Below are 24,050 nucleotides of genomic sequence, written 5' to 3'. Positions count from 1 at the left end.
GGAGAGCAGGGCTCCCCGCAGATCAGATGTTCTCGACCATATGGACCCAGCGTCCGCCAAGCTGGCTGCGGAGTTCTTCCAGCAGGGCGGCGATGAGTGGATCGGAATTCAACGAATGGTCGTGGACATCGACGATGATGGCGAAGGAGGCCACCGTCAGGGAACCCAGGATCTCCCAGTCGCCCATCCTCTCCTGCCTGGAACAGCTCGTACACGACAGGACCGGCTCCACGTGGCTGTCCGACCAGGCAATGGCCAGCTGGACAGCTTCGTCGAGGTCGTATTCCGTGCCGCATTTCCGGCAACGCGGACCGTAGGAATCACCGCCGCCAATGTAGATGCCGTGAAGGGGCACAAACGAGTACACGCCGTTTCCCGCAAACAGCCTGGAACTGCGCTCTCCAAAGGAATCGGCGGGGTACATCTCGTAGTACTCGTCATAGGCGGCAGGATCGGCTTCGCTCCACCCGGTGCGGCGGAACCAGTCCCGCACCCGGACTAAATGCCCTTCGGCGTCGGCTTCGTCGACGGACAAATCCAGCAGCTGTGCGCGAGAATCCCCCATGCGCACACCCTAACCCCTGCGGTCAAGGCATGCGCATGGAAGATCCCGGCGGGTCCTAGTGCCCCCGGTCGATCCATTCCTGCAGGTGCGGACCTTCGGCGGCGATCGACGTCGAATCCCCGTGCCCGGTGAGCACCTTCGTCTCCGCCGGCAGCGTCAGCAGGCGTTCCCGGATGGATTCGATGATGGTCGGGAAGTCGCTGTAGGAACGGCCCGTGGCACCGGGGCCGCCCTGAAACAGCGTGTCGCCGCTGAAGACCACGGGCTCCGGAACGTCCTCGCCGGCGGCCAGCGAGAAGCAGACCGATCCGGGGGAGTGCCCCGGCGTGTGCAGGGCGCGCAGCGTGTGGCCGGCAATCTCGAACGTGTCGCCGTCCTCGATCACATCGTCCGGTCCCTCGTCGGGGAATACGGCGTCCCACAGCATCCGGTCCGCGGCGTGCAGGAACACCGGGGCGCTGAAGCGGTCCCGGGCCTTGCCGACGGCGCGGATGTGGTCGTCATGCCCGTGGGTGAGCAGGATGGCCATGACCTCCCGGTCACCCACGGCTTCGGCGATCGCGTTGATGTTGTGCGCCGGGTCGATGACGATCACCTGGAGGTCGTCGCCGACAATCCAGACGTTGTTGTCCACGTCCCAGGTGCCGCCGTCCAGGGAGAAGGTTCCCGAGGTGACCACGTTGTCGATGCGGAACATTACAGTTCCACCACCGAACGCAGGACCTTGCCGTCATGCATCTTGGTGAAGGCTTCCTCGATGTCGCCCAGGCCGATGCGCTCGGTGACGAAGGCATCCAGGTCCAGCCGGCCGAGTTTGTACTGTTCCACCAGCATGGGGAAGTCCCGGGAGGGCAGGCAGTCGCCGTACCAGGAGGACTTCAGGGAGCCGCCGCGGCCGAACACGTCCGCCAGCGGCAGTTCGATCTTCATCTCCGGGTTCGGCACACCCACCAGCACCACGCGGCCGGCGAGGTCACGGGCGTAGAAGGCCTGCTTATAGGTTTCCGGGCGTCCCACCGCGTCAATCACGACGTCGGCGCCGAAGCCGCCGGTGAGGGCGCGGATGGCTTCCACCGGATCTTCGTCCTTGGAGTTGATGCCGTGCGTGGCGCCCTGGGCCATGGCCAGTTCAACCTTGGCCGAGTCGATGTCCACGGCGATGATGGTGGTGGCTCCGGCCAGCTTTGCGCCGGCGACGGCGGCAATGCCCACGCCGCCGCAGCCGATCACGGCCACGGATTCCCCGCGCTGCACGGCGCCGGTGTTGATGGCGGCACCGATGCCGGCCATAACGCCGCAGCCGAGCAGGCCCACCGCGGCGGCGTCGACGTCGTCGTCCACCTTGGTGCACTGGCCGGCGGCGACAAGGGTCTTCTCGGCGAACGCGCCGATGCCCAGGGCGGGCGTCAGCTCGGTGCCGTCCTCCAGAGTCATCTTCTGCGTGGCGTTGGCGGTGTTGAAGCAGTACTGCGGCTCGCCCTTGCGGCAGGCGCGGCATTCGCCGCACACGGCGCGCCAGTTCAGCACCACACGGTCTCCGGGGGCTACCTCGGTGACGTCGGGGCCGACGGCGGAGACGACGCCGGTGGCTTCGTGCCCGAGCAGGAACGGATAGTCGTCATTGATGGCGCCCTGCTTGTAGTGCAGGTCGGTATGGCAGACGCCGCAGGTGAGGATGTCCACCAGCGCTTCGCCGGGTCCGGGGTCCGGAACCAGGATGGTCTCCAGGGAGACGGGGGCGTTCTTTTCCTTGACGACTACGGCCTGAACCTTATGAACCATGAGTGTGCTGCCTCTTTCGATGTCCGGGCGGGAAGCCTGAGTCCAGCATCCCGCTTCCCATCCTATGGACCCGGGGCGCCGGGGGCGAAGCCGGAATTGCCCTTCCGCTCCCGGCTCAACCGTCAGGGCCTGCCGCCGGCCCGGGCACCGTCCTAGCATGGAAGGCAGGAACGGGTCCGGAGTGACAGCCGCCAAGACCAGGAAGTGCCCCATGCTAGGAACCCTGTTGTACGGAGAGCGGGATGTTCGGGTGGAGGATGTTCCCCGGCCGGTACTCCAGGAACCCACTGACGCGATCCTGAGAGTGGTGGCGGCCTGCGTCTGCGGATCGGACCTGTGGCCGTACCGGGGCATCGACCCGGTGCGCCGCCCCCGTCCGATGGGGCATGAATACGTGGGCGTAGTCGAAGAAACCGGGGCGGCGGTTTCGCTGATCCGGCCGGGCCAGTTTGTGGTGGGCTCCTTTTTCGCCTCCGACAACACCTGCGAAATCTGCGCCGCGGGTTATCAGAGCCGGTGTGTCCATGCCGTCGGCGTCGGCGGAGCCCAGGCCGAGTATCTGCGGGTTCCCCTCGCGGACGGCACGCTCGTGGCGACCGCGGAGCCACCGGATGCAGACGTGATCCCGTCGCTGCTCGCCGCTTCGGACGTGCTCGGTACCGGCTGGTTCGGTGCGGCTGCTGCCGAGGCCGGGCCCGGCAAAACGGTCGCCGTGGTGGGCGACGGCGCGGTGGGCCTCCTGGCCGTGCTGGCCGCCGGGCAGATGGGCGCCGAACGGATCATCGCCATGAGCGGCCACCCGGACCGGCAGGAACTGGCCCGGGAATTCGGAGCCACGGACATCGTCCGGGAGCGCGGGGACGACGGCGTCGCAGCGGTGCGTGAGCTGACCGGCGGGCTGGGTGCCCACAGCGTGGTGGAGGCAGTGGGGACCCAGGCTTCGATGCTGCAGGGCATCGGCTGCACCCGTCCAGGCGGCCATATGGGCTACGTGGGGGTGCCGCACGGCGTGCAGCTACCCGGCGAACAGCTCTTTTTCGCTGAGATTCACCTGCTGGGCGGCCCGGCGCCGGTGCGCCGGTTCCTGCCCGAGCTCATGGGGTTGATCCTGCAGCGCAAGATCGACCCGGGGAAGGTGTTTACCCTGGAGCTGCCGCTGGGCGAGGCCGTGGACGCCTACCGGGCCATGGACGAACGGCGGACCATAAAGGCACTGCTGCGTCCCTGACTCACCGCCCGGCAGGTTCCCACCCGCAGCGCTAGAAGTCTACGTAGGTTCCGGTCGGAACGGTGCCGCTGAAGTCCGTTGCGGGACCGAAGCGTCCGTCGAGTCCGCATTCCTGCTGCGAACCGGAAAACGACATCAGGTTGAACCCGTATGTCACATCGTGTGACTGGCCTGCCGGCAAGGTCAGTTGGAATACCGACTGTCCGGCACGCCAGCTGGCGGTTTCGAACGCCAGCGGGCTGATCTCTGTCCGCGCTGCGGGGAGGATCGCACTGAGCGGTACCGGCCCCTTGGTAGACGCCTGGCTGGTCACGGAACGTTCACTGGTGAGCGCGACAGGTGCAGTGACCGTGGAACTGTTCGTGAGCGTTGCCGTGCCGGCTGTTTCCCGGCTTGTGGTGGACCCGGTGAACGTGGTTGCCGTGGATCCGGGTTCGCATTCGGTGACGGACGCTGAGGCCGGTGCCGCGAAAACCGCGGAACCGGCGATCAGTCCGGCTGTCGATAGGAGGACGGCGGTCCGTGTCATAGTGGTCTTCATCTCGCTCCTTCGTGTCCCGGTAGTACCCGTTCCCTCTGGAAGAGCCCCCACACTACTACTCAGTAACCGAGAGTCAAGCACGTGGTTCCGCCGTCCGCCGGGCCCGAGGGGCCCTATCCGCTAGAGGCCGAGGCGGGACTTTACCTCGGATGCCGAAGGGTTGGTGGCCGCGGAACCGTCCGGGAAAATCACGGTCGGTACGGTCTGGTTGCCGCCGTTGAGCGAGGCCACCAGCTCCGCAGTACCTTCCACGTCTTCGATGTTGACCTCGGTGTAGCCGATGCCCTGGGCATCCAGCTGTGACTTCAGGCGTCGGCAGTATCCGCACCAGGAGGTGGAGAACATGGTGATGGTTCCCGTTGCGGGGGTGAAAGCTTCAGCAGTGGCAGCCACGATGGTTGCTCCTCTTCGTCGAAATGGATTGTTGCCTGATCCAACAGTATTCCGGCCGGCGGCATTCCCGGTGGCAGACTGGAGGCATGTGCGGAAGATACGTCATGGCCCGCTCCGCGGGGGACCTCGTGGCCGAGGCAGAAGCGGAGGCTGACGCGAACCTGGAACTGCGCGCGTCCTGGAACGTAGCCCCGACGTCGGACGTCCCCGTTGTCCTCGAACGATTCGTGGACGTGCCGGGCCGGGGACGGACGCAGGTGCGCCAGATCCACGTTGCCCGGTGGGGCCTGGTGCCGGGGTGGGCAGGTGATGCATCCGTAGGCGTACGTGCGTTCAACGCCCGCAGCGAGACTGTTCTGGAAAAGCCCACGTTCCGTGAGGCAGTTCTCTCGCGCCGCTGTGCGGTGCCGGTGGACGGCTACTACGAATGGAAGGCGGGCCCCGACAAGGCGCGCCGCCCGTTCCACGTTTCCCGGGCCGACGGCGCCCCGATCTACTTCGCCGGCCTGTATGAGTGGTGGCGGGATCCGGCGAAGGCCGAAGGGGACCCGGAGATGTGGCTGCTCTCGACGTCGATCCTGACCGTCGCCTCGCCCCCGGCGGAGAGCGCCGAACCGGCACTGCGCGAACTGGCCGGGCTGCATGACCGGCTGCCGCTGCCGCTGTCCCGGGACGCCATGGCTGCCTGGTTGGATCCGACGCGGCGCGATGCGGGCACGCTGGTAGCCCTGGCTACGGCGCAGGCCTACCCGACGGCGGCGGACTGGGTGCTGTCCGAAGCCCATCCTGCCGTGGGCAACGTGCGCAACGACGGCGAGTACCTGCTGCATCCCGACCCGGCGGAGACGGTGCCGACGGAGGACGTGCTGTTCTAGCGGGAACTCATTCGGAAATCACTGCCAGGGTGACCCGGCCGGCGTCGTCCACCCTGAGGCCGGGGTTGAAGCAGACTTCCCAGCGCAGTCCATCGGGGTCCGTGAAGTAGCCGGAATAGCCGCCCCAGCTCATCTGGGTTCCGGGGGCGGTGATGATCCCGCCGGCGCCGGCGGCGTTGGCCAGCACGGCGTCCACCTCGGCGGCCGAGTCCACGTTGTGCCCGAGGGTAACCGGGGCGTTGTGGAGTTCGCCGACCGCACCGGCTTCCGCAGCCAGATGGTCGGCCCGGAAAAAGGCCAGAAGCAGCCCATGGTTGATCTGGAAGAAGATCACCTCGTCGGGGACGTATTGCACTGTTTCCCAGCCGAGCCGCGAAACGTAGAACGCGTGAGTTACTTCGAGGTCCCGTACGCCTACGGTGACCACGGAAACGTGGGGATTCACGCCTATGATCCTGCCATGAAAGCGCCGGACGGCCATTACCCGGGTAGCGGGGGCCCGGTGCGGCGCCTGCGGCCCGGGAATGGTTACTCTTAAGGGATGGAATCAGCTGAGCAGAAATCCGTTTCGGGACAGCTAGATAATGTCCGGACAGCAATTGACGAAATCGATGAGGAAATTGTCGCGCTGATCTGGCGGCGGCAGCGGCTGGTCCGCGTCGCCGGGGGACTGAAGGACAACGACGACGCCGTCCGCTCGCCCAAGCGCATGGAGGAAGTCATTGCCCATGTCCGCCATGCGGCCCAGGAGCAGGACGGCGACTGCAATGTGGTGGAACGCACGTACAAGGCCATGATCGAGGCCTTCATCGACTACGAGCTGAAGGTCCGCCACGAGATGGAGACCCAGCGCAAGCTGGACGCCTTCAGCCGCAGCTAGCGGGGGTCCGCTTCCGGCACGCGGAGCCACACGCCGTCGGCGTTCTCAACCGCGGGGTTGCCCGCATCGGGTAGGTTGTGCCGCATGACACAAACCGTCGGTGACCTCTTCCCTTTACCTGATGGCGAACGGGTCCACGCGTGGCTGTCCCTGGAATGGGGATCGCGCAAGGAGACTCCGGTGCAGGTCGCGGAACGGATCCTGTTGACGCTCCCGTTGCTTCGAAACAGGTTTCCGGAACTGGACGCAGCGTGGCAGATGTCGGTGAAGACCCTCTTCGCGCCCGGACCCCAATGGATCGACATCCCTGACGGGCCGGAAACACTCGGAGCGCTGATTCAAAGTCCCCGCCAGCGCGACGTCCCCGACTCCCTTGTGGACACCGGAACCCTGAAGGCAAAATTTTCACTGACCGCGGGCGGCGATCCGGAGAACGGACTGTTTCTGTTTGATATTTCTGCCGGCCGCAGCCATTTCTGGACGCTGCCGGCAAACAGCATTTCACTTCGGCCGCCTGCGGAATTCGTTCTCGGTTCCCCTGAGGAGGCCCGCGGCTGGTTCGGTGAACTGGTCCGAATCTGGCAACCCGAAACTGCGTGCCTTATGACCCCGGAAACCATGGACCTCTGCAGAGAGAGGAGGGGTCAACTGGGGATCGGGCACCGGCCGTTCAGCGCTCCGTCTGTGGGCTATCTGAACTGGTTCTCGCGCACCGGGTACGGCAGGCTTCCTTTCCCGCTGGACGCGGTGACCCGTGAGGACCCGGACGGGACGCTGATTGCCGTCCCGGATTGGAACGCCGCCGCCGTCGCTGACCTGTATGCCGAGCTGGAGACCATGGGGATGCTGCACGAGATGCCGGATCACCAGGTTCCCGATGGTCCCTTCCACGAAGACCGGGCCTGAATCGGGTAGGTTGTGCCGCATGACACTCACTGTGGCCGACCTGTTTCCGGAGGATAAGGCTGTCCGTATCGGGCTGCTGTGGGGAGCCAGGAGGGAAACGGCGGAGCAGGTGGCCGCCCGGATCCTGCGGATGCTGGACCTGTTCCGGGGACGGTTTGATGCTGCCGAGAGTGAGTGGCACGGCCCAGCACTCGTGTTCAGGGACGCTGCGGACTTTACGGACCCGTCCGCACTGGGCCGGGCAATTGAAAGCCACCGGGAGCGCGACGCCCCCGGCTCGCCGTTTTCCACCGGCACCAGAAAGATGCAGTTCCTGCTTTACGCTGACACGTGTGCCAAGGAACCGCTGTTCTCCCTGGACGTTACCGCCGGCCGGAACCTCGGCCCGAGACCCAACGAAATCTCCCTGAAACTGCCGGGGGGCTTCACTATCGGCACCCCTGATGAGGCCTCCGCCTGGTTCCGGAAGCTGATCCGCATCTGGGAACCGGAAACGGCGAGCCTTACCAGCCGGGAATCCTATGACAGGGTCAGCGAGCGCCGGACCCGGTTGGGATTGCCGGGACATACATCTCACCGGGAACCCGCCGTCGGATACCTCAACTGGTTCTCCCGGACGGCCTACGGGCGGCTGCCCTTCCCCATTGCTGCTGCCGCCGTGCAAAACTACCCGGACGGAACGCTCATCACGGTGAAGGACTGGCATGCCCCGGCCGTGGCGGACCTGTACGCCGAACTGCAGGTCATGGGGATGATGCACGAGATGCTGCCGGTCCAGGTGCTAGGGAACCATGGGGGAAACTGATCCGACTCCGGAGGGGAACCGCTGGCGTCCCGTGGCGGCGGCGCTCGCTGACCGCCGGCGCCTGCACCTGTACGCCCGAGCCGTGCTGGCGGACAACGACGGCGCCTGCCTGGACCCGGAGGATCTCACCTCTTCCGAGACCAAGTCGTTGGCCGTGCTGCAGAACGCCGGCCTGGTCCGCGTCGGCGAGCGCGGCGTGGAACCCGTAGCCTCGGTCTTCGCTGATCTGCTGGCCGCCGGGGTACGCACACCCGACACGTCGGCCCGCCGCTTTCTGGTCAACGGCAGGCTCGAGTCCTACCCGCGCAAACGCTCCGACCGGCTGGAGCTGCTCCATTTCCTGGCCGGGGAGGTCTTTGAACATGCCCGGCCGCCGGAGCCGGGGCTGCGGCCGGTCCTGTCGGAGAAGGAACTCACCACCCGGCTGACGGCCTTCACCGCAGACCCCGCTGCCATCCGCCGCTACCTGGTGGATGAAGGCATCGTGGCCCGGGATGCCGCAGGCACCCAGTACTGGCTCACCCGTCCCCGCCCGGCGGAAGGAATGGAATTTGCCTAGTTTCCCGGACACGGCCAAGCTCAATGCAGTCGACGAGGCTTCCGGCACCCCCGCCACCGTGGAGGGCCTGGTGAACTTCCGCGATCTGGGCGGCCGACGACGGCGCGACGGCACGCTTACGCCGCACGGGGTCTTCTTCCGCTCCGAAACGGTGGACCTGATCCGGCCCGGCGGCTGGGACACCCTGTATGCACTGGGGGTGCGTACCGTCGTCGACCTCCGCCAGCCGCCCGAACGTGCACGGGACACCACCGCCCGCCCGGACTGGCTCACCACGGTTCCCGTGGACCTGGACGGCCTGGACGAGAACCCGGAGTTCTGGGAAGGGTACTGGGACAACGGGCTGATGGGCACGCCGCTGTACTTCCTGCCGCACCTGACCCGGCTGCCGGACCGGATGGGCGCCGTCCTCACCGCCCTGGCCGGCGCACCCGAGGGCGGGGTGCTTTTCCACTGCATGGCGGGACGTGACCGCACCGGAATGACCGCAATGGTCCTGCTCGCGGCAGTGGACGCGGAGCCGGAGGAGATCCGGGAGGACTACTTCGAAACCGTCCGCAACGCGGACGCCTTCGCAGCAGCAACGGGACGGCCCAATCCGGAGGCAGAGAGCGAAAAACTGTGCGCCGAGCACGGAACCAGCATGGACGGTGCCCTCCGCGCGGCGGTGGACGGCTTTTCGCTGCAGCGGCTCTTTGACGACGCCGGGCTGCCGGAAGAAGTACGCACCGGCATCCGCACCTGGCGGGGAGCAGTTACCGCCGAGCCTTAGCGCTGCTCTGCTACTCGGACGTCCCCGCTTCGAGGATCGACACGATTGAGAAGAGCGTAAAGCAGACAGCTCCGAGCCCAACCAGCACGTGCGCGGGGACAAAGAACGCCGGGTCTGTGCCTGCGGCTTCAAAGAGGAACGCGGCGAAAAACAGACAGGTGAGCGCTGTTCCGATGGGCATCAGCGGGATGCGGTTGGCCAGGGCAAACGTGCGGCGCCAGACGAGGGCGAGCAACAGCACCTTCGACAGGATGCTGAAGCAGATCAGCCCGAGGCCGATCAGCACACATCCCGGGGCCAGCCGATAGGGTTCGTGTGAGCTGAACAGCACGAATAGTCCGAGCAGCACATTGATCGTGCCGGCGGCAGCCACGAGCCAGGGCCAGGCGGAACGTTCGCCGCCGCTGAATTCGTTGCGCACCTGGCGCACGATGCTCGCGACCAGGGCGATCAGCGACGTGCAGATCGCCGACAGGCCGATCAGGACGTGGCCGGCAACGAATCCGGGAGTATCTCCGCGCACCAACAGGCCGATCGCAAGGGAGAAACCGACGACGGCGGCCGCAACCGGAACTGCGAGCAGCGCGGCGCCGACGGCGCGGGAGTGGGCACCTTCCGGCGGGCCGCCCTGAGGCTCGAGTAACTGTGCTGACTGGATGAGCGTGAATTTTGTGGACGCGGCCGCGACGGTGCTGACGCACGCGGCGACGAAGCCGATGCCGATCACAACGAAGCCCGCCGTGAGGTTCTCCGCGGTGTTGTCCCGGTTGGCCAGAGCGATGCCCCAGATGATGGCGGCGGCGGCAGCCACGTAGCCGGAGAGCGGCAGGATGATCGCCCACGCGCGCCCATAGCGGTTGATGAGCTGCCTGATGATGGTGGCCGCCGTGGTGAACAGTGCATAACAGATGGCGGTCAGCCCGACGTTGACGTGTCCGGCGACAAAGTGATCGGCATCGTTCCGCCCGGCCAGGATGTAAAGGCCGAAGGACAGGCAGACAGCGCCCATGAGAAGCGGTATGGCGCGGAAAATGACACTTATTGTCCGGTTCATGGTGTACCCCGAAGGCGATCCCGTGCGGCTTCGACGTCGTGGCCGGTCCGCGTTTAGTGCCAGTCTGCGCCTGTCCTAACCGTGGAACAACGCCGAGGCAGGGAGCAGTTCCCCAGGCTATGGAACTTCGCTCCGTCCCTGCCCTGGACCAGACAGCCACGACGCCTGCCGGTACCGGCAACATGGGTGGCCGCCGCCGACCGTTGACTTGGCAGGACGGTGGGCGTCGAATGGATGTTCCGACCGGAGTGCCCCTCATCCGGCGGAAATTCCAAGGAGGAGTGCATGGCGGACCGGTTTACTCCCCACGGAACCGCAGCAACCCATCCGATAGCCGGCATGGCCGGTGCCATGGGAGCACCGGTCAATGCCGTCCCCCTGGTGGCGCACACGCCGCAGGCCCGGAGCGGCCCGCCAACGGGCGGGGAGAGTGCACAGGGCCGCGCCGATGCGGGAGGCGGGCACTCGCGGCGGCAGATCGCCGTCGTCTTCGCCGGGCTGATGCTCGCGGTGCTTGTCGCCGCCCTGGACCAGACCATCGTCTCCACCGCCCTGCCCACCATCGTGGGGGACCTGCAGGGCATGGACCACCTCTCCTGGGTGATCACCGCCTACCTGCTGACCTCCACCATCGGGCTGCCGATCTACGGGAAGCTCGGGGACCTGCTCGGGCGCAAGAACATCTTCATTTTCGCTATCGTGGTTTTCCTGGGCGGCTCCGCCCTGTCCGGGCAGGCGCACAGCATGACCGAGCTCATCACCTACCGCGCCGTCCAGGGCGTAGGCGGCGGCGGGCTGATTATCGGTGCGCAGGCCATCATCGGCGACATTGTGCCCGCCCGCGAGCGCGGCAAGTACATGGGCCTGATCGGCGCGGCGTTCGGCATCGCTTCCGTCAGCGGACCGCTGCTGGGCGGATACCTCACCGACTACTGGTCCTGGCGGTGGGTGTTTTACATCAACCTGCCCATCGGTGCGGTGGCGCTCGCGGTCATCATCACCGCGCTGCACCTGCCGCGGTCCGAACGCAAAGGGATCCGGCTGGACTATTCCGGGGCCGCACTGCTTGCCGTCGGCAGCGCCGCCCTGGTGCTGCTGACCAGCTGGGGCGGCAACAACTATGCCTGGACCTCGCCCACCATCCTCACGCTGGGAGCGGTGGCCGCCGTCGCCGTCGCCATCTTCATTCCGGTGGAACTGCGCGCGTCCGAACCGATACTTCCGCTGCGCCTGTTCGGGATCCGCAACTTCCTGATCTGCACGCTGGTGGGGCTCGCGGTGGGCCTGGCCATGTTCGGGTCCATTGCCTACCTGCCCACCTTCCTGCAGATCGTCAACGGAGCCAGTCCCACTATGTCCGGGCTGATGATGCTCCCAATGACCGCGGGGCTGCTCACCACCTCGATCGGGACGGGGCAGCTGATCTCCCGCACGGGCAAGTACAAGATCTATCCGATTCTCGGCTCACTCACCATGATCTGCGGGCTGCTGCTGCTCTCGCGCATCTCCAGTACGACGCCGTATTCCCTCACCGCGCTGGGCATGTTCGTGCTGGGACTGGGGATCGGGGCGCTGATGCAGAACGTGGTGCTGATTGTGCAGAACAGCGTCCCCGCCAAGGACATGGGCACCGGGGTCTCCACCGCCAACTACTTCCGGCAGATGGGCGGTTCGCTCGGGATTGCCCTGTTCGGCTCCCTGTTCATCCGCCGGCTGAACGACCAGCTGGCGTCCGCGCCGGCCGGAGCCGGCGATGCGGCGTCGGGCGGCGCCAATTCAATCAGCCCGGACAGCATCAGGGCGTTGCCCGCTCCGGCGCAGGACTTCATCAAATCCGCGTTCGGCGAGGCGCTGCCGCCGATCTTCCTGCTCGGGGTGCCGATCCTGGGGGCGGCCTTTGTCCTGACGCTGTTTCTTGTCCAGCAGCCGTTGTCCAGGACGGCGCGGGTGAACGTGGACGCAACGTAGGCCAACAACAACCATGAAGAGAAGAAACCCGCCATGTCCCACAGAGCAATAACGCCGCGCACCGCGGCGCCCGCGGCCCGCTCCGGGACCGCCCTGCCGAAGCACCGGGTGGACGCCGCCCGGGGCGGGGGACCGAAGCGGAACCTCGTGCCGGTCTTCACGGGGCTGGTGCTCTCGGTGCTGCTGGCAGCCCTGGACCAAACCATCGTCGCTACGGCCCTGCCCACCATTGTGGGGGACCTGAACGGGTTGGAGCATCTGTCCTGGGTGGTCACCGCGTACATCCTGGCGGCCACCATCGGCCTGCCGATCTACGGCAAGCTCGGTGATCTGTTTGGCCGCAAGAGCATTTTCATTTTCGCCATCGTGGTGTTCCTCGCCGGCTCGGTCCTGTCCGGACTGGCGCAGAACATGGGCCAGCTGATCGGGTTCCGTGCGCTGCAGGGGGTAGGCGGCGGCGGGCTGATGATCGGGGCGCAGGCCATCCTCGGGGACCTGGTCTCCCCGCGGGAGCGCGGGAAGTACATGGGCCTGATCGGGGCGGCCTTCGGGCTGGCGTCCGTGGGCGGTCCGCTGCTGGGCGGCTGGATCACCGATGCCTGGTCCTGGCGGTGGGTGTTCTACATCAACCTGCCCATCGGCGCGGTGGCGCTCGCCGTCGTCGTGTCTTCGCTGCATCTGCCCAAACCCCGGGGCCGGCGCCCGAAACTGGACTACGCAGGCGCCGGGCTGCTTGCGCTCGCGAGCGCCGCCCTGGTGATGCTGACCACCTGGGCCGGCACCACGTACGCCTGGTCGAGTCCGCAGATTCTTGCCCTGGCCGTGGTGACGCTGGCGGCCGGCACGTCATTTGTCCTGGTGGAGAGGCGGGCCGAGGAACCCATCCTGCCGCTTGGCCTGTTCCGCAGCCGGAATTTCCTGCTGCCGGTGCTGGTGGGCATCGCCGTCGGAATCGCGATGTTCTCCACCATCTCCTACCTGCCCACCTTCCTGCAGATGGTCAACCGGGCCACCGCCACGCAGTCGGGCCTGATGATGCTGCCCATGATGGGCGGGCTGCTGCTGACCTCCATCGGCACCGGGCAGCTGATTTCCCGCACCGGCCGGTACAAGATCTATCCGGTGCTGGGGTGTGCGGTGATCATTGCCGGGTTGGTGCTGCTCTCACGGATCTCGGACACCACCCCATACGGGTTCACCGCAATCGGCATGCTGGTGATGGGACTCGGGCTGGGAATGCTGATGCAGAACCTGGTGCTGATTGTGCAGAACAGCGTGCCGGGCAGGGATATGGGCGCGGCGATTTCCGCAGCGAATTATTTCCGCCAGATCGGTGCCTCGTTCGGGATCGCGCTGTTCGGGTCGATCTTCATCCACCGGTTGGGCAATGAGATTGCCGCGGCGCCGCCGGGGGCCGGGACTGCCCTCGGAGGGGACATCAATTCGCTGAGTCCGGCTATGCTGCGCGGGCTCCCCGCACCGGCGCAGGACTTCATTGCTGCGGCATTCGGGCAGGCCCTGCCTCCCATTTTCCTGCTCAGTGTGCCCATCGTGGCAGTTGCCCTGGTGCTGTGCCTGTTCATTCGGGAGACGCCGTTGTCCACCACGGCGCGGGTGAAGGTGGACGTGGACAGCGGGAGATAGGAGCGGCCTGGCGTTAGGTGCCGTCATAACCGGATAGGGCGATCACCAGCAGGAAAAGCGCTGCCACGAGGCCTGCCTGCCAGATCAGGGAGGGAATGATGTACAGGCGGGCGGCAAGCTTCTTGTTCCCCTGGATAAGCGCCGCGATGAATCCCGTCACTCCTGCGAGCAGGGTGAACAGGCCGGAAAAGGCGAAGAAGCCAAAAATGGAGAAGTCGGAGACGTCCCAGGGGGCGAGGATGACGAGGGGGCGGACGACGATCGCCCAGACGATCGACACGAGGATCATTCCCGTTATCGCTGCCGCGCTGAACCGTGTTTTCCGGGAGGCCGCTTCTGGGGGAACCGGGCCCTGATCCGCAGGCAGGACGTCTTCCAGATATGGATTCCGGTGCTGGGGTTCAGGTCCCTGCCCGAACGGATTCCACGGTTCCGACTGCTGCCCTCCATTAGGCGGTGTGTTGCTGTCTGCCGTCATACTCTTCCCCCATTCGGTGAAAACTGCCCGGACCGGCCTTCTGCACCGGATCCGGTGTGTTCTGGGAACAGTCTGCACCATGCGCGGGCATCTACTTCTGCGGCGACACCGCGGGCCCTGTTGCGCCGGAGCGGGTCTTCCCTTCCGATCCATCCCCGAGTGGTGCCGTTTGTCCCCGGCTGGTCGTACACTGGTGGCGGAGCTGTTCGAACATATGTTCGAATTAGTTGCCAACTGATAACCAAGTGAACCAATGGATAACCAGTGGGTTGGTGCGTGTGCATGCATCCGTGGGCGGAGAGGAAGCTGAATGGGTACCTTCAGCGAAGCAATCGAGGTGGTGTGCTCGCCCGCGGGCCAGCCTCTCCGGCTTATCTGGGGCGGGCGCACCTACAAGGTGGGGGCCGATCCGGTGCGCTGGTATGAACGCCGCAACTGGTGGGAAGAGGAAACCCGAGCCGAACGCGGACACGGCGCCGGGCTGGTGGATACCGAGATCTGGCGGGTCCAGGCCCGGGTCAATGACCGCTCCGACCTGCGCACCCTCGACCTTTCGCATCACGTCCGCAGCGACCGCTGGCGCCTGATCCGGATCCATGACGCCCTGAGGGACAGCGCCTAATGGAAGACAGTGCCTAATGGAAGACGGCGCCTAAACAATGAGCTTCATCCACCTGCACGCAGCCACTGCGTTCAGCGCCCACTACGGGGTGTCCTGGCCGGAGGAGATGGCGCAGGCCGCAGCGGCCGACGGCGCGGATGCGCTCGCCTGCACCGACCGGGACGGGCTCTATGGAACGGTCAAGCACCTGCGGGCCTGCATGGAGGCGGGCATCGATCCCATCGTCGGGGTGGACCTGGCTGTGCTGGATGGCAGTAACGCCGTCACGGGACGGGTGGTCATTCTCGCCCACGGGCATACCGGGGGAGCGGGCTACCGTGCCCTGTGCCGGCTGATCTCCGCCGCGCACGCCGCCACCTCCGCCTCCCGGGCACGCGCCGGCAAACCGGTAGGCGTCACCATGGAGCAGCTTGCCGGGTACGTCCGCGGCGTAGGAGCCGGGCAAGGCGTCCCCGAGGAGGAGGCCGAACCGGTCCTGACCGTCCTCGTCGGCCCGCAGTCCGACGTCGGCCAGGCCATGCGCAGCCGAAGCTACGCCGTCGCCCGCACCCTGTTCGGCCGCTGGCGCTCGCTGATCCCTGCCCGGGCGCTCGCCGTCGAGGTGGTCACGCATCTGTCTGCGCCGGGGGAGAACCTCAGCCTCGCCCACGCAGTACGCATGTTCCGGCTGGCCGACGAGATGCGCGTGCCCGGCATCCTCACCAATGCCGTGCGCTATGTGGACGAGGATGGAGCCGCCACCGCCGACGTGCTCGACGCCGCGCGCTCGCTGACCTCGCTCTCCCACCTCCCGGACTTACAGCCCAACGGACAGGGCTGGCTCAAGGGGACACGGGAGATGACTGCACTGGCCCGTGAGATCAGCTCAGAGGCAGGCTACGGTTCCTCCGGAGCGGCACGGATGCTGGCCGACACTGCGGCGCTCGCGGATAGCTGCCGAATAGACCCCGTGGCGGACATGGGCTGGAAGCAGCCCGTGGTGCCCGAAGCCTCGGTGATCGGCATCGAGGCCGAACCCATGATCGAACTGCGCCAGCGCTGCGAGGCAGGGATTACCCGCAGGCTGCGTGCCCGGGACTCCATTGCCGAAGTCGAGCTGCGCAACCGGCTCGAACACGAGCTGGGCATCATCGAGCGGCTGGGCTTCGCCTCGTACTTCCTCACCGTTGCGGAAGTCTCGGACATGATCACCGGGATGGGGGTACGCGCCGCTGCCCGGGGGTCGGGGGCCTCCTCGCTGGTGAACTACCTGCTGGGCGTCAGCCACGTGAACCCGCTGGACCATGACCTGATCTTTGAACGCTTCCTGTCCCGGGACCGGTCCACGCTGCCGGACATCGACATTGACGTTGAAAGCGCTGAGCGGCACAACGTCTATCACCGCATCTTCGAACGCTTCGGCTCCGAACGCGTCACACTGATGAGCATGCAGAACGGCTACCGGGCACGGGGAGCGGTGCGCGACGCCGGACTGGCGCTGGGCATGCCCGAGGAGGAGATCGGCGCTGTGGCTAAGCAGCTGTGGCGTTTCTCGGCCCGCAACTTCCGCGAGGCGCTCGCCGAAAAGCCCGAACTGCGGGAATTCTCCGGCCAGGTGGAAAAGAACCAGCAGCTGGACCTGCTGGTGGACCTCACCGAACGCCTGGACCGGCTGCCCCGGCACATCTCCATGCATCCCTGCGGAGTGATCCTGGGGGATACCTCCCTGCTGGACCGCACCCCAGTGCAGCCCAGCGGCCTGGGCCTGCCCATGTCCCAGTTCGACAAGCACGACATGGACCCCATGGGCATGCTCAAACTCGACGTGCTGGGCGTGCGGATGCAGAGCGCCATGGCCTTTGCCGTCCGCGAAGTGGTGCGGGTGCACTCCTCCCGTGAAGAGGTCATTGCCGCCGGGAAGCACCGGGACGGGCCGGACTCCCCGGACCCGGAGTTCGTCGAAGCGGACGGCCGGATCAACTTGGATGCCGTGCCGTTCGACGACGAACCCACCTACGAACTTATCCGCAGCACGCATACCCTGGGCTGCTTCCAGATCGAATCCCCGGGGCAGCGTGAACTGGTGGGCAAGCTGGCGCCGCGGGAGTTCAATGACCTGATCATCGACATTTCCCTGTTCCGGCCCGGCCCGATGAAATCGGACATGGTCCGCCCGTTCCTGGAACACCGGCACGGTTTCTCCCCGGAGGTGTACCCGCACGAGGCGCTGCGCCCGGTGCTGGCCGAAACGCACGGCGTCACCGTCTTCCACGAACAGGTGCTGCGGACCCTGAACGTCTTCACCGGCTGCGGGCTGGCGAAGGCGGATGAACTGCGCCGGCTGCTGGGCAACGAAACCGCCGAGCCCGGCGTGGAGGAATACTTCCGCAGCAAGGCCGCCGCCCGCGGCTACACTCCGGAGACCATCGACAAGGTCTGGGACACGCTCAAGGCCTTCGGCAGCTTCGGCTTCTGCAAGGCCCACGGCGCTGCCTTTGCCGTACCCACCTACCAGTCCGCGTGGTTGAAGGCGCACCACCCGGCAGCGTTCCTCGCCGGGATTTTCGAGCACGATCCCGGGATGTACCCCCGCCGGCTGCTCGTGGCCGAGGCCCGGCGGATGGGCATCCCCATCCTGCCCCTGGACATCAACCGCAGCGGCGAAACCTACCGGGTGGAACGGCTCGACGACGGCCGGCTGGGCATCCGGCTGTCCCTGGCCGGGATCTACGGGCTGTCCGCCGTCGAACTAAAGCGCATTGCCGCCGGGCAGCCCTATGACTCCCTGGCGGACCTGCGGGCACGCGCGAAGGTCTCCCGGCCCACCCTGCGCAGGCTGGCGCAGCTCGGTGCGTTCGACTCGCTCAGCAAGCAGACCGGCTCCGAGGGCAGCCGCGCGGACCTGATCTCCTACCTGGACGCCGCGCCGGCCAAGTCCGCGTCCCGGAAGCACGATCCGATTCCCGGGCAGCTGGCACTGCCGCTGGGCGATACCGAGCTGGCGAACCTGCACCATCACCTGCCCGAACCAGGTCTGCGGGAAAAGGTCCGCACCGAACTGGACCTGCTGTCCGTGGACGTCAGCGCGCACCTGATGGAAAGCTACGGTCCGCTGCTGCGCGGGCTGGGCGTCACTCCCGCGGAAGCACTGATGGACCTGCGCAACGGGACCGAGGTGCTGGTCGCCGGGATCCGGGTGGCCACGCAGACTCCGCCCATGCGCGGGGGACGCCGGGTGGTGTTCATCAGCCTCGACGACGGCACCGGGTGCATTGACTGCACGTTCTTCCACGAGGCGCAGGAGAAATCCGGTCCGCTGCTTTTCGGCACCGAGCTGCTGCTGGTCCGCGGGCTGACCCGCCGCACCGGGCCGCGGGGCATCAGCCTGCAGGCCCTCGAGGCATGGAACCTGGCGGACACGGACTCGCTTCCGAAGCCCGGCCGTCAGCGCGGCATGTTGGTGGGGTCCAAGCGCAGCGGATAACATCGGTACGGGCGGAAGTGCGGCCGTGTCCAGGCCGTGCAGCAGACGCCGTACAACGAAATCTAGGAGACAACCGTGTCAGTGCCAGAGAAGTTCACCCTCATCGTCGACGGCGAAGAGACCACGGTGGATACTGGCACCACTGGTGCGCAGCTCTTCTTCGACCGCCGCGACGTCGTCGTGATGCGCGTTCACTCCGTCCTCAAGGACCTGGATACGCCGCTGGAGCAGGGCGACATCGTGGAGTCCGTCACCATTGAGTCCGAAGACGGACTGAATGTCCTGCGCCACTCCACCGCCCATGTCATGGCCCAGGCCGTGCAGCAGCTGCGTCCGGACGCCAAGCTGGGCATCGGCCCGTACATCAAGGACGGTTTCTACTTCGACTTCGACGTAGCCGAGCCGTTCACGCCGGAGGATTTGAAGACCCTCGAGAAGATGATGCAGAAGATCATCAACTCGAACCAGAAGTTTGCCCGCCGCGTGGTCAGCGAAGACGAAGCCCGCGAAGCCATGAAGAACGAGCCGTACAAGCTTGAACTGCTGGGCAAGAAGGACGGCGCCGAGGAAGCCGGCGAAGGTGCCAGCATCGAGGTCGGTGCCGGCGAGATCACCATTTACGACAATGTGGACCGCAAGTCCGGCGACGTCGTCTGGTGCGATCTGTGCCGCGGCCCGCACCTGCCTAACACCAAGCTGATCTCCAACGCCTTCGCCCTCACCCGCTCCGCCGCCGCCTACTGGCTGGGCAACCAGAAGAACCAGCAGCTGCAGCGCATCTACGGCACCGCCTGGCCCACCAAGGACGCGCTGAAGGCCTACCAGGAACGCCTGGCCGAGGCCGAGCGCCGCGACCACCGCAAGCTGGGCACCGAACTGGACCTGTTCTCCTTCCCGGATGAACTGGGTTCGGGCCTGCCGGTGTTCCACCCCAAGGGCGGCATCATCCGCAAGGCCATGGAGGACTACTCCCGCCAGCGCCACACCGAGGCCGGCTACGAGTTCGTCTACACCCCGCACATCACCAAGGGCCACCTGTACGAGGTTTCCGGCCACCTGGACTGGTACCGCGACGGGATGTTCCCTCCCATGCACGTGGACGAGGTCACCGACCCGGAGACCGGCGAGGTCACCAAGCCCGGCCAGGACTACTATCTGAAGCCGATGAACTGCCCCATGCACAACCTGATCTTCCGCTCCCGCGGACGGTCCTACCGTGAGCTTCCGCTGCGGCTGTTCGAATTCGGTTCCGTGTACCGCTACGAGAAGTCCGGCGTGATCCACGGCCTGACGCGCGTGCGGGGCATGACCCAGGACGACGCCCACATCTACTGCACCCGCGAGCAGATGAAGGACGAGCTGACCACCACGCTGAAGTTCGTGCTGGACCTGCTCAAGGACTACGGCCTGGATGACTTCTACCTGGAGCTGTCCACCAAGGACCCGGAGAAGTTCGTCGGCTCCGACGACATCTGGGAGGAAGCCACCCGCACCCTCGCCGAGGTTGCCGAAGCTTCCGGCCTGGACCTGGTCCCGGATCCGGGCGGAGCAGCCTTCTACGGCCCGAAGATTTCCGTCCAGGCCCGAGACGCCATCGGCCGCACCTGGCAGATGTCCACCATCCAGCTGGACTTCAACCTGCCCAAGCGCTTCGAGCTCGAGTACCAGGCCGCTGACGGCACCCGCCAGCGCCCGGTTATGATCCACCGCGCCCTGTTCGGCTCCGTGGAACGCTTCATGGCTGTGCTCACCGAGCACTACGCCGGCGCGTTCCCGGCCTGGCTGGCACCGGTGCAGGTAGTCGGCATCCCCGTGGCCGAAGCGTTCAACGACTACATGTTCGACGTCGTCGACAAGCTCAAGGCCCACGGCATCCGCGCCCAGGTGGACACCGGAACCGACCGCTTCCCGAAGAAGATCCGCACGGCGTCCAAGGACAAGATCCCGTTTGTCCTGATCGCCGGCGGCGACGATGCCGAGGCAGGTGCCGTGTCCTTCCGCTTCCGCGACGGCAGCCAGGACAACGGCGTACCCGTTGAAGAGGCCGTCAAGCGGATTGTCGAAGCCGTCCGTAACCGGGACAAGTAGGGCGGCGGGGACGCTATGGGAGAACAGCCTGACGACGCCGCGGTGACGGACACGTTTGAACTCGCCGGCGTCCCCGACGCTTTCCAGCGGCTCTGGACCCCGCACCGGCTTGCCTACATCAAGGGCGGGCAGAAGCAGGTCTCCTCAAAGGAGACCTGCCCGTTCTGCGCCGCGCCGGAGCGGTCGGACGAGGAATCGCTGATTGTCCACCGGGGGAAGCATGCCTTCGTCATCCTGAACCTCTTCCCGTACAACGCCGGCCACCTGCTGGTCTGCCCGTACCGGCATGTGCCGGACTACACGGACATCGACCCGGAGGAGACGGCGGAAATCGCGGCGCTGACCCAGACCGCCATGCGCGTGCTGCGGAAGGTGTCCAGCCCAACCGGTTTCAACCTGGGCATGAACCAGGGCGAAACCGGCGGGGCCGGGATTGCCGCCCACCTGCACCAGCACATCGTTCCGCGGTGGGGCGGTGATGGAAACTTCCTGCCGATCATCGCGCAGACCAAGGCCATCACCCAGACCCTGGGCGATGTGCGCCGGCAAGTGGCCGACGCGTGGCCTCAAGAGGGCTCCGGCCCGGACAGCGAGGACTGACGCGTGCTCAACAAATACGCACGGGGATTCTTCACTGCCGTTTTCACCCCGCTGGCCACCTGGCTGCTGCGCCGGGGGGTGACCCCGGACATGGTCACCATTGCCGGCACGCTCGGCGTGATGATCGGCGGCCTGGTCTTTTATCCGCTGGGTGAATTGTTCTGGGGCACCATCTTCATCACCGTCTTCATCTTCTCCGACGTGGTTGACGGGATCATGGCCCGGCAGCAGCAGCGCAAGGGGAGCTGGGGCGGGTTCCTGGATTCCACCCTCGACCGCTTTGCCGACGGCGCCCTGTTTGCCGGCGTCGCCATCTGGTTCTTCACCGGCGGCGGCAACGACGCCATCGGCACCGCGGCTGTTCTCTGCCTGGTGGTCGGCATGCTGGTTTCCTACATCCGGGCCAAGGCCGAGTCACTGGGTTTCTCCGCCAATGTCGGCATAGCCGAGCGTGCCGAACGGCTGGTCTCCCTGCTGGTCGCCACCGGACTGGTGGGTCTGGGCGTCCCCGAGGTCCTGCTGCTGGTGGTGCTGATCCTGCTGACTCTGGCCAGCTGCGTGACCATCGGCCAGCGGATGCACACCGTGCGGAAGCAGGCGCGGATGGGCAACCCGGCCTAGGCAGGCTTACCAGACGCAACAGAAGGCGGGAACCGGATCACCGGTTCCCGCCTTCTGTTTATGGTCGCTGCCGGGCCGCTGCGGCTGCCGCAGCGGCGGACTTAGGCCGCCGAGGCTTAGGCCAGGCCGCGCCGGTCCAGCAGCGGCTGGATCTGCGCATCGCGTCCGCGGAAGTTCCGGAACGCCTGCAGCGGATCGATGCTGTTGCCGCGGGACAGCAGCTCCGTCCGGAAACGGTTTCCGTTCTCCCGGGTCAGGCCGCCGTTCTCCCGGAACCACTCGACCGTGTCGGCGTCGAGCACTTCGCTCCAGATGTACGCGTAGTACGAGGCCGCGTAGCCGCCGGCAAAGATGTGCTTGAAGTAGCCGGTGCGGTAACGCGGCGGAACCAGGTCCAGGTCGACGCCGGCCGCCGCCAGGGCCGCTGCCTCGAAGGCTTCCGGATCCTGCACCGTTTCGCCCGGGGGGAGTTCGTGCCAGGCCAGATCCAGCAGGGCGGCACCCAGATACTCGGTGGTGGAGAATCCTTCGCCCCAGACGGCCGCCGCATTCACCTTGTCGATTTCCTCCTGCGGCAGCGGCTCCCCGGTGACGTAGTGCTTTGCGAAGTTGCTGACCACCTCCGGCCACAGCATCCACATCTCGTTGACCTGTGACGGGTATTCCACGAAGTCGCGCGGTACGGAGGTGCCGGAGAACTGGGGATAGGTGACGTCCGAGAACAATCCGTGCAGCGCATGGCCGAATTCGTGGAACGCAGTGACTACCTCGCCGAAGGTCAGCAGCGTGGGTTCACCGGCCGGGGGCTTGGAAATGTTCAGGTTGTTGATGACCACGGGCCGGACGTCCAGCAGCCGGGACTGGTGGACCAGGGAATTCATCCAGGCGCCGCCGTTCTTGGTGTCCCGGGTGTAGTAGTCGCCCAGGAACAGGCCCAGCCCGGTGCCGTCGTCGTCCTTCACTTCCCAGACCCGGACGTCCGGGTGGTAGCCCGCGAGGTCTGTCCGTTCGGTGAAGGTCAGTCCGTATAGGCGGTTGGCGGCGTAGAAGACGCCGTCAGTGAGGACGCGCTCCAGTTCGAAGTACGGGCGCAGGGCGGAGGAGTCGACGTCGAACTTCTCTCGGCGGACCTGCTCCGAGTAATACGCCCAGTCCCAGGCGGCCAGTTCGTGCCCGTCCCGCCGGGCCGCTTCGCGCAGCTCTTCGGCCTCGGCTTTGGCATTGCGCACGGCTGCAGGGGCGAGCTTGTCCAGCATTTCGTGGATCGCGTCCAGGGACGGTGCGGTCTGGTCATCCGTGCCGTACTCGGCATGGTTGGCGAAACCGAGCAGTGCAGCCTTCTCGGCCCGCAGCGCGGCCATTTCGGCGGCGAGGGCAAGCGTGTTCCCGTCGTTGTTCCGGAAACCCCGGTGTAGGGCGGCTTCATGCAGCCGATGGCGGCTCTCCCGGTTGGTCAGCGACGCCAGGGCGGGCTGCGGGGTAGGCAGCACGAGGGACAGCAGGTACTTGCCGTCGTGTCCCGCTTCCCTCGCAGCGGTCGCTGCGGCGGCGATGTCGTCGTCGGGCAGGCCGTCCAGTTCGGCGGCGTCGTCCACTACCAGGGCCGAATCGTTGGTGTCCTTCAGCAGGCGCTGGGAAAAGTCCGTGCCCAGTTCCGAAAGCCGGGCGTTCAACTCCCGCATGCGGGCCTGCCCGGCGTCATCGAGTTGCGCCCCGGCGCGGATGAAGCGGCGGCGGTACTCGGACACTAGGCGGACCTGCTCATCGTCCAGGCCGGTGAGGTTCGCCGCGACGGCTTCGACCCGGGCAAAAAGCTGCCGGTTGAGGTAAATCGTGTCTTCGTGCGCGGCGAGCCGCGGGCCGATCTCCTGCTGGATCCGCTGCACGCCCTCCGTAGCGTCCGCGGCACAGAGGGTGAAGAAAACGACGGCGGTGCGCCCCAGTTCCTGGCCCGAGGACTCCAGTTCGGCGATGGTGTTTTCGAAGTCGGGGACCTGCGGGTTCGCGGCAATGCGCTCAATCTGCGCGGCGTGCTCCCGGATTCCGGAGTCGAAAGCGGGCAGGAATACGTCTTCGTTGATCTGCGCGAACGGAGGCAGCTGGTACGGCAGGCTACTCGGGTAAAGGAAAGGGTTGTCCATAAAGCCCAAGACTGGCACAGCGGGGCATCCCGCTCCAACCTGACACTGCAGTAGGATCGGTCCGA

At 66.3% G+C, this 24,050-nt stretch carries 23 protein-coding genes; 14 read left to right on the top strand and 9 right to left on the bottom strand.

Annotated features, from left to right (window positions below; all coding sequences use genetic code 11):
• Positions 1-22: 22 nt before the first annotated feature.
• The 3 genes from N2K98_RS10170 to N2K98_RS10160 are packed head-to-tail and all read right to left on the bottom strand — an operon-like array spanning position 23 to position 2,347.
• A complete protein-coding gene (locus tag N2K98_RS10170; protein ID WP_255865731.1) occupies positions 23-565 on the bottom strand; it encodes a hypothetical protein in 543 nt (180 codons plus the stop codon).
• A 55-nt stretch (positions 566-620) separates the two neighbouring features.
• Positions 621-1,262, bottom strand: a complete 642-nt coding sequence (locus tag N2K98_RS10165) for an MBL fold metallo-hydrolase (protein WP_229951738.1) — start codon at positions 1,260-1,262, stop codon at positions 621-623.
• Positions 1,262-2,347, bottom strand: a complete 1,086-nt coding sequence (locus N2K98_RS10160; RefSeq protein WP_227921218.1) for an S-(hydroxymethyl)mycothiol dehydrogenase — start codon at positions 2,345-2,347, stop codon at positions 1,262-1,264. The genes N2K98_RS10165 and N2K98_RS10160 overlap by 1 nt, the downstream gene beginning before the upstream one ends.
• Before the next feature lie 211 nt (positions 2,348-2,558).
• On the opposite strand from N2K98_RS10160, the gene N2K98_RS10155 reads away from it, so the two are divergent.
• Entirely contained in the window at positions 2,559-3,575 is a 1,017-nt protein-coding gene (locus tag N2K98_RS10155) for a zinc-dependent alcohol dehydrogenase family protein (RefSeq protein ID WP_255865730.1), read from the top strand.
• A 31-nt stretch (positions 3,576-3,606) separates the two neighbouring features.
• Here the strand turns inward: N2K98_RS10155 and N2K98_RS10150 are convergent, their stop codons facing one another.
• Positions 3,607-4,116: a hypothetical protein gene (locus N2K98_RS10150; protein ID WP_255865729.1), complete on the bottom strand. Its 510-nt coding sequence runs from the start codon at positions 4,114-4,116 to the stop codon at positions 3,607-3,609.
• Positions 4,117-4,236: 120 nt separating this feature from the next.
• Positions 4,237-4,461, bottom strand: a complete 225-nt coding sequence (locus N2K98_RS10145) for a mycoredoxin (protein ID WP_227933722.1) — start codon at positions 4,459-4,461, stop codon at positions 4,237-4,239.
• 134 nt (positions 4,462-4,595) lie between these two features.
• Here N2K98_RS10145 and N2K98_RS10140 point away from each other — a divergent pair, with 134 nt between their 5' ends.
• Entirely contained in the window at positions 4,596-5,384 is a 789-nt protein-coding gene (locus tag N2K98_RS10140; RefSeq protein ID WP_255865728.1) for an SOS response-associated peptidase, read from the top strand.
• Between the two features lie 7 nt (positions 5,385-5,391).
• On the opposite strand, the gene N2K98_RS10135 is transcribed toward N2K98_RS10140, so the two are convergent.
• On the bottom strand, positions 5,392-5,829 hold the full coding sequence (locus N2K98_RS10135; protein ID WP_255797536.1) for a VOC family protein: 438 nt from the start codon (positions 5,827-5,829) through the stop codon (positions 5,392-5,394).
• A 96-nt stretch (positions 5,830-5,925) separates the two neighbouring features.
• On the opposite strand from N2K98_RS10135, the gene N2K98_RS10130 reads away from it, so the two are divergent.
• The 5 genes from N2K98_RS10130 to N2K98_RS10110 all read left to right on the top strand — a co-directional run bounded on the left by N2K98_RS10130 (position 5,926) and on the right by N2K98_RS10110 (position 9,306).
• Positions 5,926-6,264, top strand: a complete 339-nt coding sequence (locus N2K98_RS10130) for a chorismate mutase (RefSeq protein WP_255797537.1) — start codon at positions 5,926-5,928, stop codon at positions 6,262-6,264.
• Positions 6,265-6,348: 84 nt separating this feature from the next.
• A complete protein-coding gene (locus N2K98_RS10125) occupies positions 6,349-7,170 on the top strand; it encodes a hypothetical protein (RefSeq protein ID WP_255865727.1) in 822 nt (273 codons plus the stop codon).
• A 19-nt stretch (positions 7,171-7,189) separates the two neighbouring features.
• Complete coding sequence (locus tag N2K98_RS10120; protein ID WP_255865726.1) at positions 7,190-7,975, top strand: hypothetical protein; 786 nt, start codon at positions 7,190-7,192, stop codon at positions 7,973-7,975.
• Positions 7,962-8,534 carry a DUF2087 domain-containing protein gene (locus N2K98_RS10115; RefSeq protein ID WP_255865725.1) on the top strand — a complete coding sequence of 191 codons (573 nt, stop codon included), beginning with the start codon at positions 7,962-7,964 and terminating at the stop codon, positions 8,532-8,534. The genes N2K98_RS10120 and N2K98_RS10115 overlap by 14 nt, the downstream gene beginning before the upstream one ends.
• Positions 8,527-9,306: a tyrosine-protein phosphatase gene (locus N2K98_RS10110; protein ID WP_255865724.1), complete on the top strand. Its 780-nt coding sequence runs from the start codon at positions 8,527-8,529 to the stop codon at positions 9,304-9,306. The genes N2K98_RS10115 and N2K98_RS10110 overlap by 8 nt, the downstream gene beginning before the upstream one ends.
• 10 nt (positions 9,307-9,316) lie before the next feature.
• On the opposite strand, the gene N2K98_RS10105 is transcribed toward N2K98_RS10110, so the two are convergent.
• Positions 9,317-10,360 (bottom strand): DUF2776 family protein, encoded by a 1,044-nt coding sequence (locus tag N2K98_RS10105; protein ID WP_255797542.1) that lies wholly within the window; start codon positions 10,358-10,360, stop codon positions 9,317-9,319.
• Positions 10,361-10,645: 285 nt separating this feature from the next.
• On the opposite strand from N2K98_RS10105, the gene N2K98_RS10100 reads away from it, so the two are divergent.
• Both N2K98_RS10100 and N2K98_RS10095 read left to right on the top strand, forming a co-directional pair.
• Positions 10,646-12,328 (top strand): MDR family MFS transporter, encoded by a 1,683-nt coding sequence (locus N2K98_RS10100; protein ID WP_255865723.1) that lies wholly within the window; start codon positions 10,646-10,648, stop codon positions 12,326-12,328.
• A 33-nt stretch (positions 12,329-12,361) separates the two neighbouring features.
• Positions 12,362-13,972 (top strand): MDR family MFS transporter, encoded by a 1,611-nt coding sequence (locus tag N2K98_RS10095; protein WP_255865722.1) that lies wholly within the window; start codon positions 12,362-12,364, stop codon positions 13,970-13,972.
• 13 nt (positions 13,973-13,985) lie between these two features.
• Here the strand turns inward: N2K98_RS10095 and N2K98_RS10090 are convergent, their stop codons facing one another.
• Complete coding sequence (locus N2K98_RS10090) at positions 13,986-14,252, bottom strand: hypothetical protein (RefSeq protein ID WP_255797545.1); 267 nt, start codon at positions 14,250-14,252, stop codon at positions 13,986-13,988.
• A gap of 508 nt (positions 14,253-14,760) precedes the next feature.
• On the opposite strand from N2K98_RS10090, the gene N2K98_RS10085 reads away from it, so the two are divergent.
• The 5 genes from N2K98_RS10085 (at position 14,761) to pgsA (ending at position 21,844) form a co-directional block, all read left to right on the top strand.
• Positions 14,761-15,072, top strand: a complete 312-nt coding sequence (locus N2K98_RS10085; protein WP_229951751.1) for a DUF6504 family protein — start codon at positions 14,761-14,763, stop codon at positions 15,070-15,072.
• A gap of 37 nt (positions 15,073-15,109) precedes the next feature.
• The gene (locus N2K98_RS10080) at positions 15,110-18,535 is read left to right on the top strand and encodes a DNA polymerase III subunit alpha (protein ID WP_255865721.1); all 3,426 of its coding nucleotides are present in this window, start codon (positions 15,110-15,112) and stop codon (positions 18,533-18,535) included.
• A gap of 75 nt (positions 18,536-18,610) precedes the next feature.
• The gene (gene thrS / locus N2K98_RS10075) at positions 18,611-20,623 is read left to right on the top strand and encodes a threonine--tRNA ligase (RefSeq protein WP_255865720.1); all 2,013 of its coding nucleotides are present in this window, start codon (positions 18,611-18,613) and stop codon (positions 20,621-20,623) included.
• Positions 20,624-20,638: 15 nt separating this feature from the next.
• A complete protein-coding gene (locus tag N2K98_RS10070) occupies positions 20,639-21,223 on the top strand; it encodes an HIT family protein (protein WP_255797548.1) in 585 nt (194 codons plus the stop codon).
• Positions 21,224-21,226: 3 nt separating this feature from the next.
• The gene (gene pgsA, locus N2K98_RS10065) at positions 21,227-21,844 is read left to right on the top strand and encodes a phosphatidylinositol phosphate synthase (protein ID WP_255797549.1); all 618 of its coding nucleotides are present in this window, start codon (positions 21,227-21,229) and stop codon (positions 21,842-21,844) included.
• Between the two features lie 116 nt (positions 21,845-21,960).
• Here the strand turns inward: pgsA and N2K98_RS10060 are convergent, their stop codons facing one another.
• Entirely contained in the window at positions 21,961-23,985 is a 2,025-nt protein-coding gene (locus N2K98_RS10060; protein ID WP_255865719.1) for a M3 family metallopeptidase, read from the bottom strand.
• Between the last annotated feature and the right edge of the window lie 65 nt (positions 23,986-24,050).

This window comes from Arthrobacter jinronghuae, assembly GCF_025244825.1.
GTDB classification, from domain to species: Bacteria; Actinomycetota; Actinomycetes; order Actinomycetales; family Micrococcaceae; genus Arthrobacter_B; species Arthrobacter_B jinronghuae.
Note: the sequence above shows the minus strand (reverse complement) of the source record. Positions and strands in the feature narration are given on the sequence as shown.

Excerpts from the sequence above, each read along its gene's own strand:
- N2K98_RS10170 (WP_255865731.1), bottom strand. The coding sequence starts at position 565 with ATGGGGGATTCTCGCGCACAGCTGCTGGATTTGTCCGTCGACGAAGCC.
- N2K98_RS10165 (WP_229951738.1), bottom strand. The coding sequence starts at position 1,262 with ATGTTCCGCATCGACAACGTGGTCACCTCGGGAACCTTCTCCCTGGAC.
- N2K98_RS10160 (WP_227921218.1), bottom strand. The coding sequence starts at position 2,347 with ATGGTTCATAAGGTTCAGGCCGTAGTCGTCAAGGAAAAGAACGCCCCC.
- N2K98_RS10155 (WP_255865730.1), top strand. The coding sequence starts at position 2,559 with ATGCTAGGAACCCTGTTGTACGGAGAGCGGGATGTTCGGGTGGAGGAT.
- N2K98_RS10150 (WP_255865729.1), bottom strand. The coding sequence starts at position 4,116 with ATGAAGACCACTATGACACGGACCGCCGTCCTCCTATCGACAGCCGGA.
- N2K98_RS10145 (WP_227933722.1), bottom strand. The coding sequence starts at position 4,461 with ATGTTCTCCACCTCCTGGTGCGGATACTGCCGACGCCTGAAGTCACAG.
- N2K98_RS10140 (WP_255865728.1), top strand. The coding sequence starts at position 4,596 with ATGTGCGGAAGATACGTCATGGCCCGCTCCGCGGGGGACCTCGTGGCC.
- N2K98_RS10130 (WP_255797537.1), top strand. The coding sequence starts at position 5,926 with ATGGAATCAGCTGAGCAGAAATCCGTTTCGGGACAGCTAGATAATGTC.
- N2K98_RS10125 (WP_255865727.1), top strand. The coding sequence starts at position 6,349 with ATGACACAAACCGTCGGTGACCTCTTCCCTTTACCTGATGGCGAACGG.
- N2K98_RS10120 (WP_255865726.1), top strand. The coding sequence starts at position 7,190 with ATGACACTCACTGTGGCCGACCTGTTTCCGGAGGATAAGGCTGTCCGT.
- N2K98_RS10115 (WP_255865725.1), top strand. The coding sequence starts at position 7,962 with ATGGGGGAAACTGATCCGACTCCGGAGGGGAACCGCTGGCGTCCCGTG.
- N2K98_RS10105 (WP_255797542.1), bottom strand. The coding sequence starts at position 10,360 with ATGAACCGGACAATAAGTGTCATTTTCCGCGCCATACCGCTTCTCATG.
- N2K98_RS10100 (WP_255865723.1), top strand. The coding sequence starts at position 10,646 with ATGGCGGACCGGTTTACTCCCCACGGAACCGCAGCAACCCATCCGATA.
- N2K98_RS10095 (WP_255865722.1), top strand. The coding sequence starts at position 12,362 with ATGTCCCACAGAGCAATAACGCCGCGCACCGCGGCGCCCGCGGCCCGC.
- N2K98_RS10085 (WP_229951751.1), top strand. The coding sequence starts at position 14,761 with ATGGGTACCTTCAGCGAAGCAATCGAGGTGGTGTGCTCGCCCGCGGGC.
- N2K98_RS10080 (WP_255865721.1), top strand. The coding sequence starts at position 15,110 with ATGAGCTTCATCCACCTGCACGCAGCCACTGCGTTCAGCGCCCACTAC.
- N2K98_RS10070 (WP_255797548.1), top strand. The coding sequence starts at position 20,639 with ATGGGAGAACAGCCTGACGACGCCGCGGTGACGGACACGTTTGAACTC.
- N2K98_RS10060 (WP_255865719.1), bottom strand. The coding sequence starts at position 23,985 with ATGGACAACCCTTTCCTTTACCCGAGTAGCCTGCCGTACCAGCTGCCT.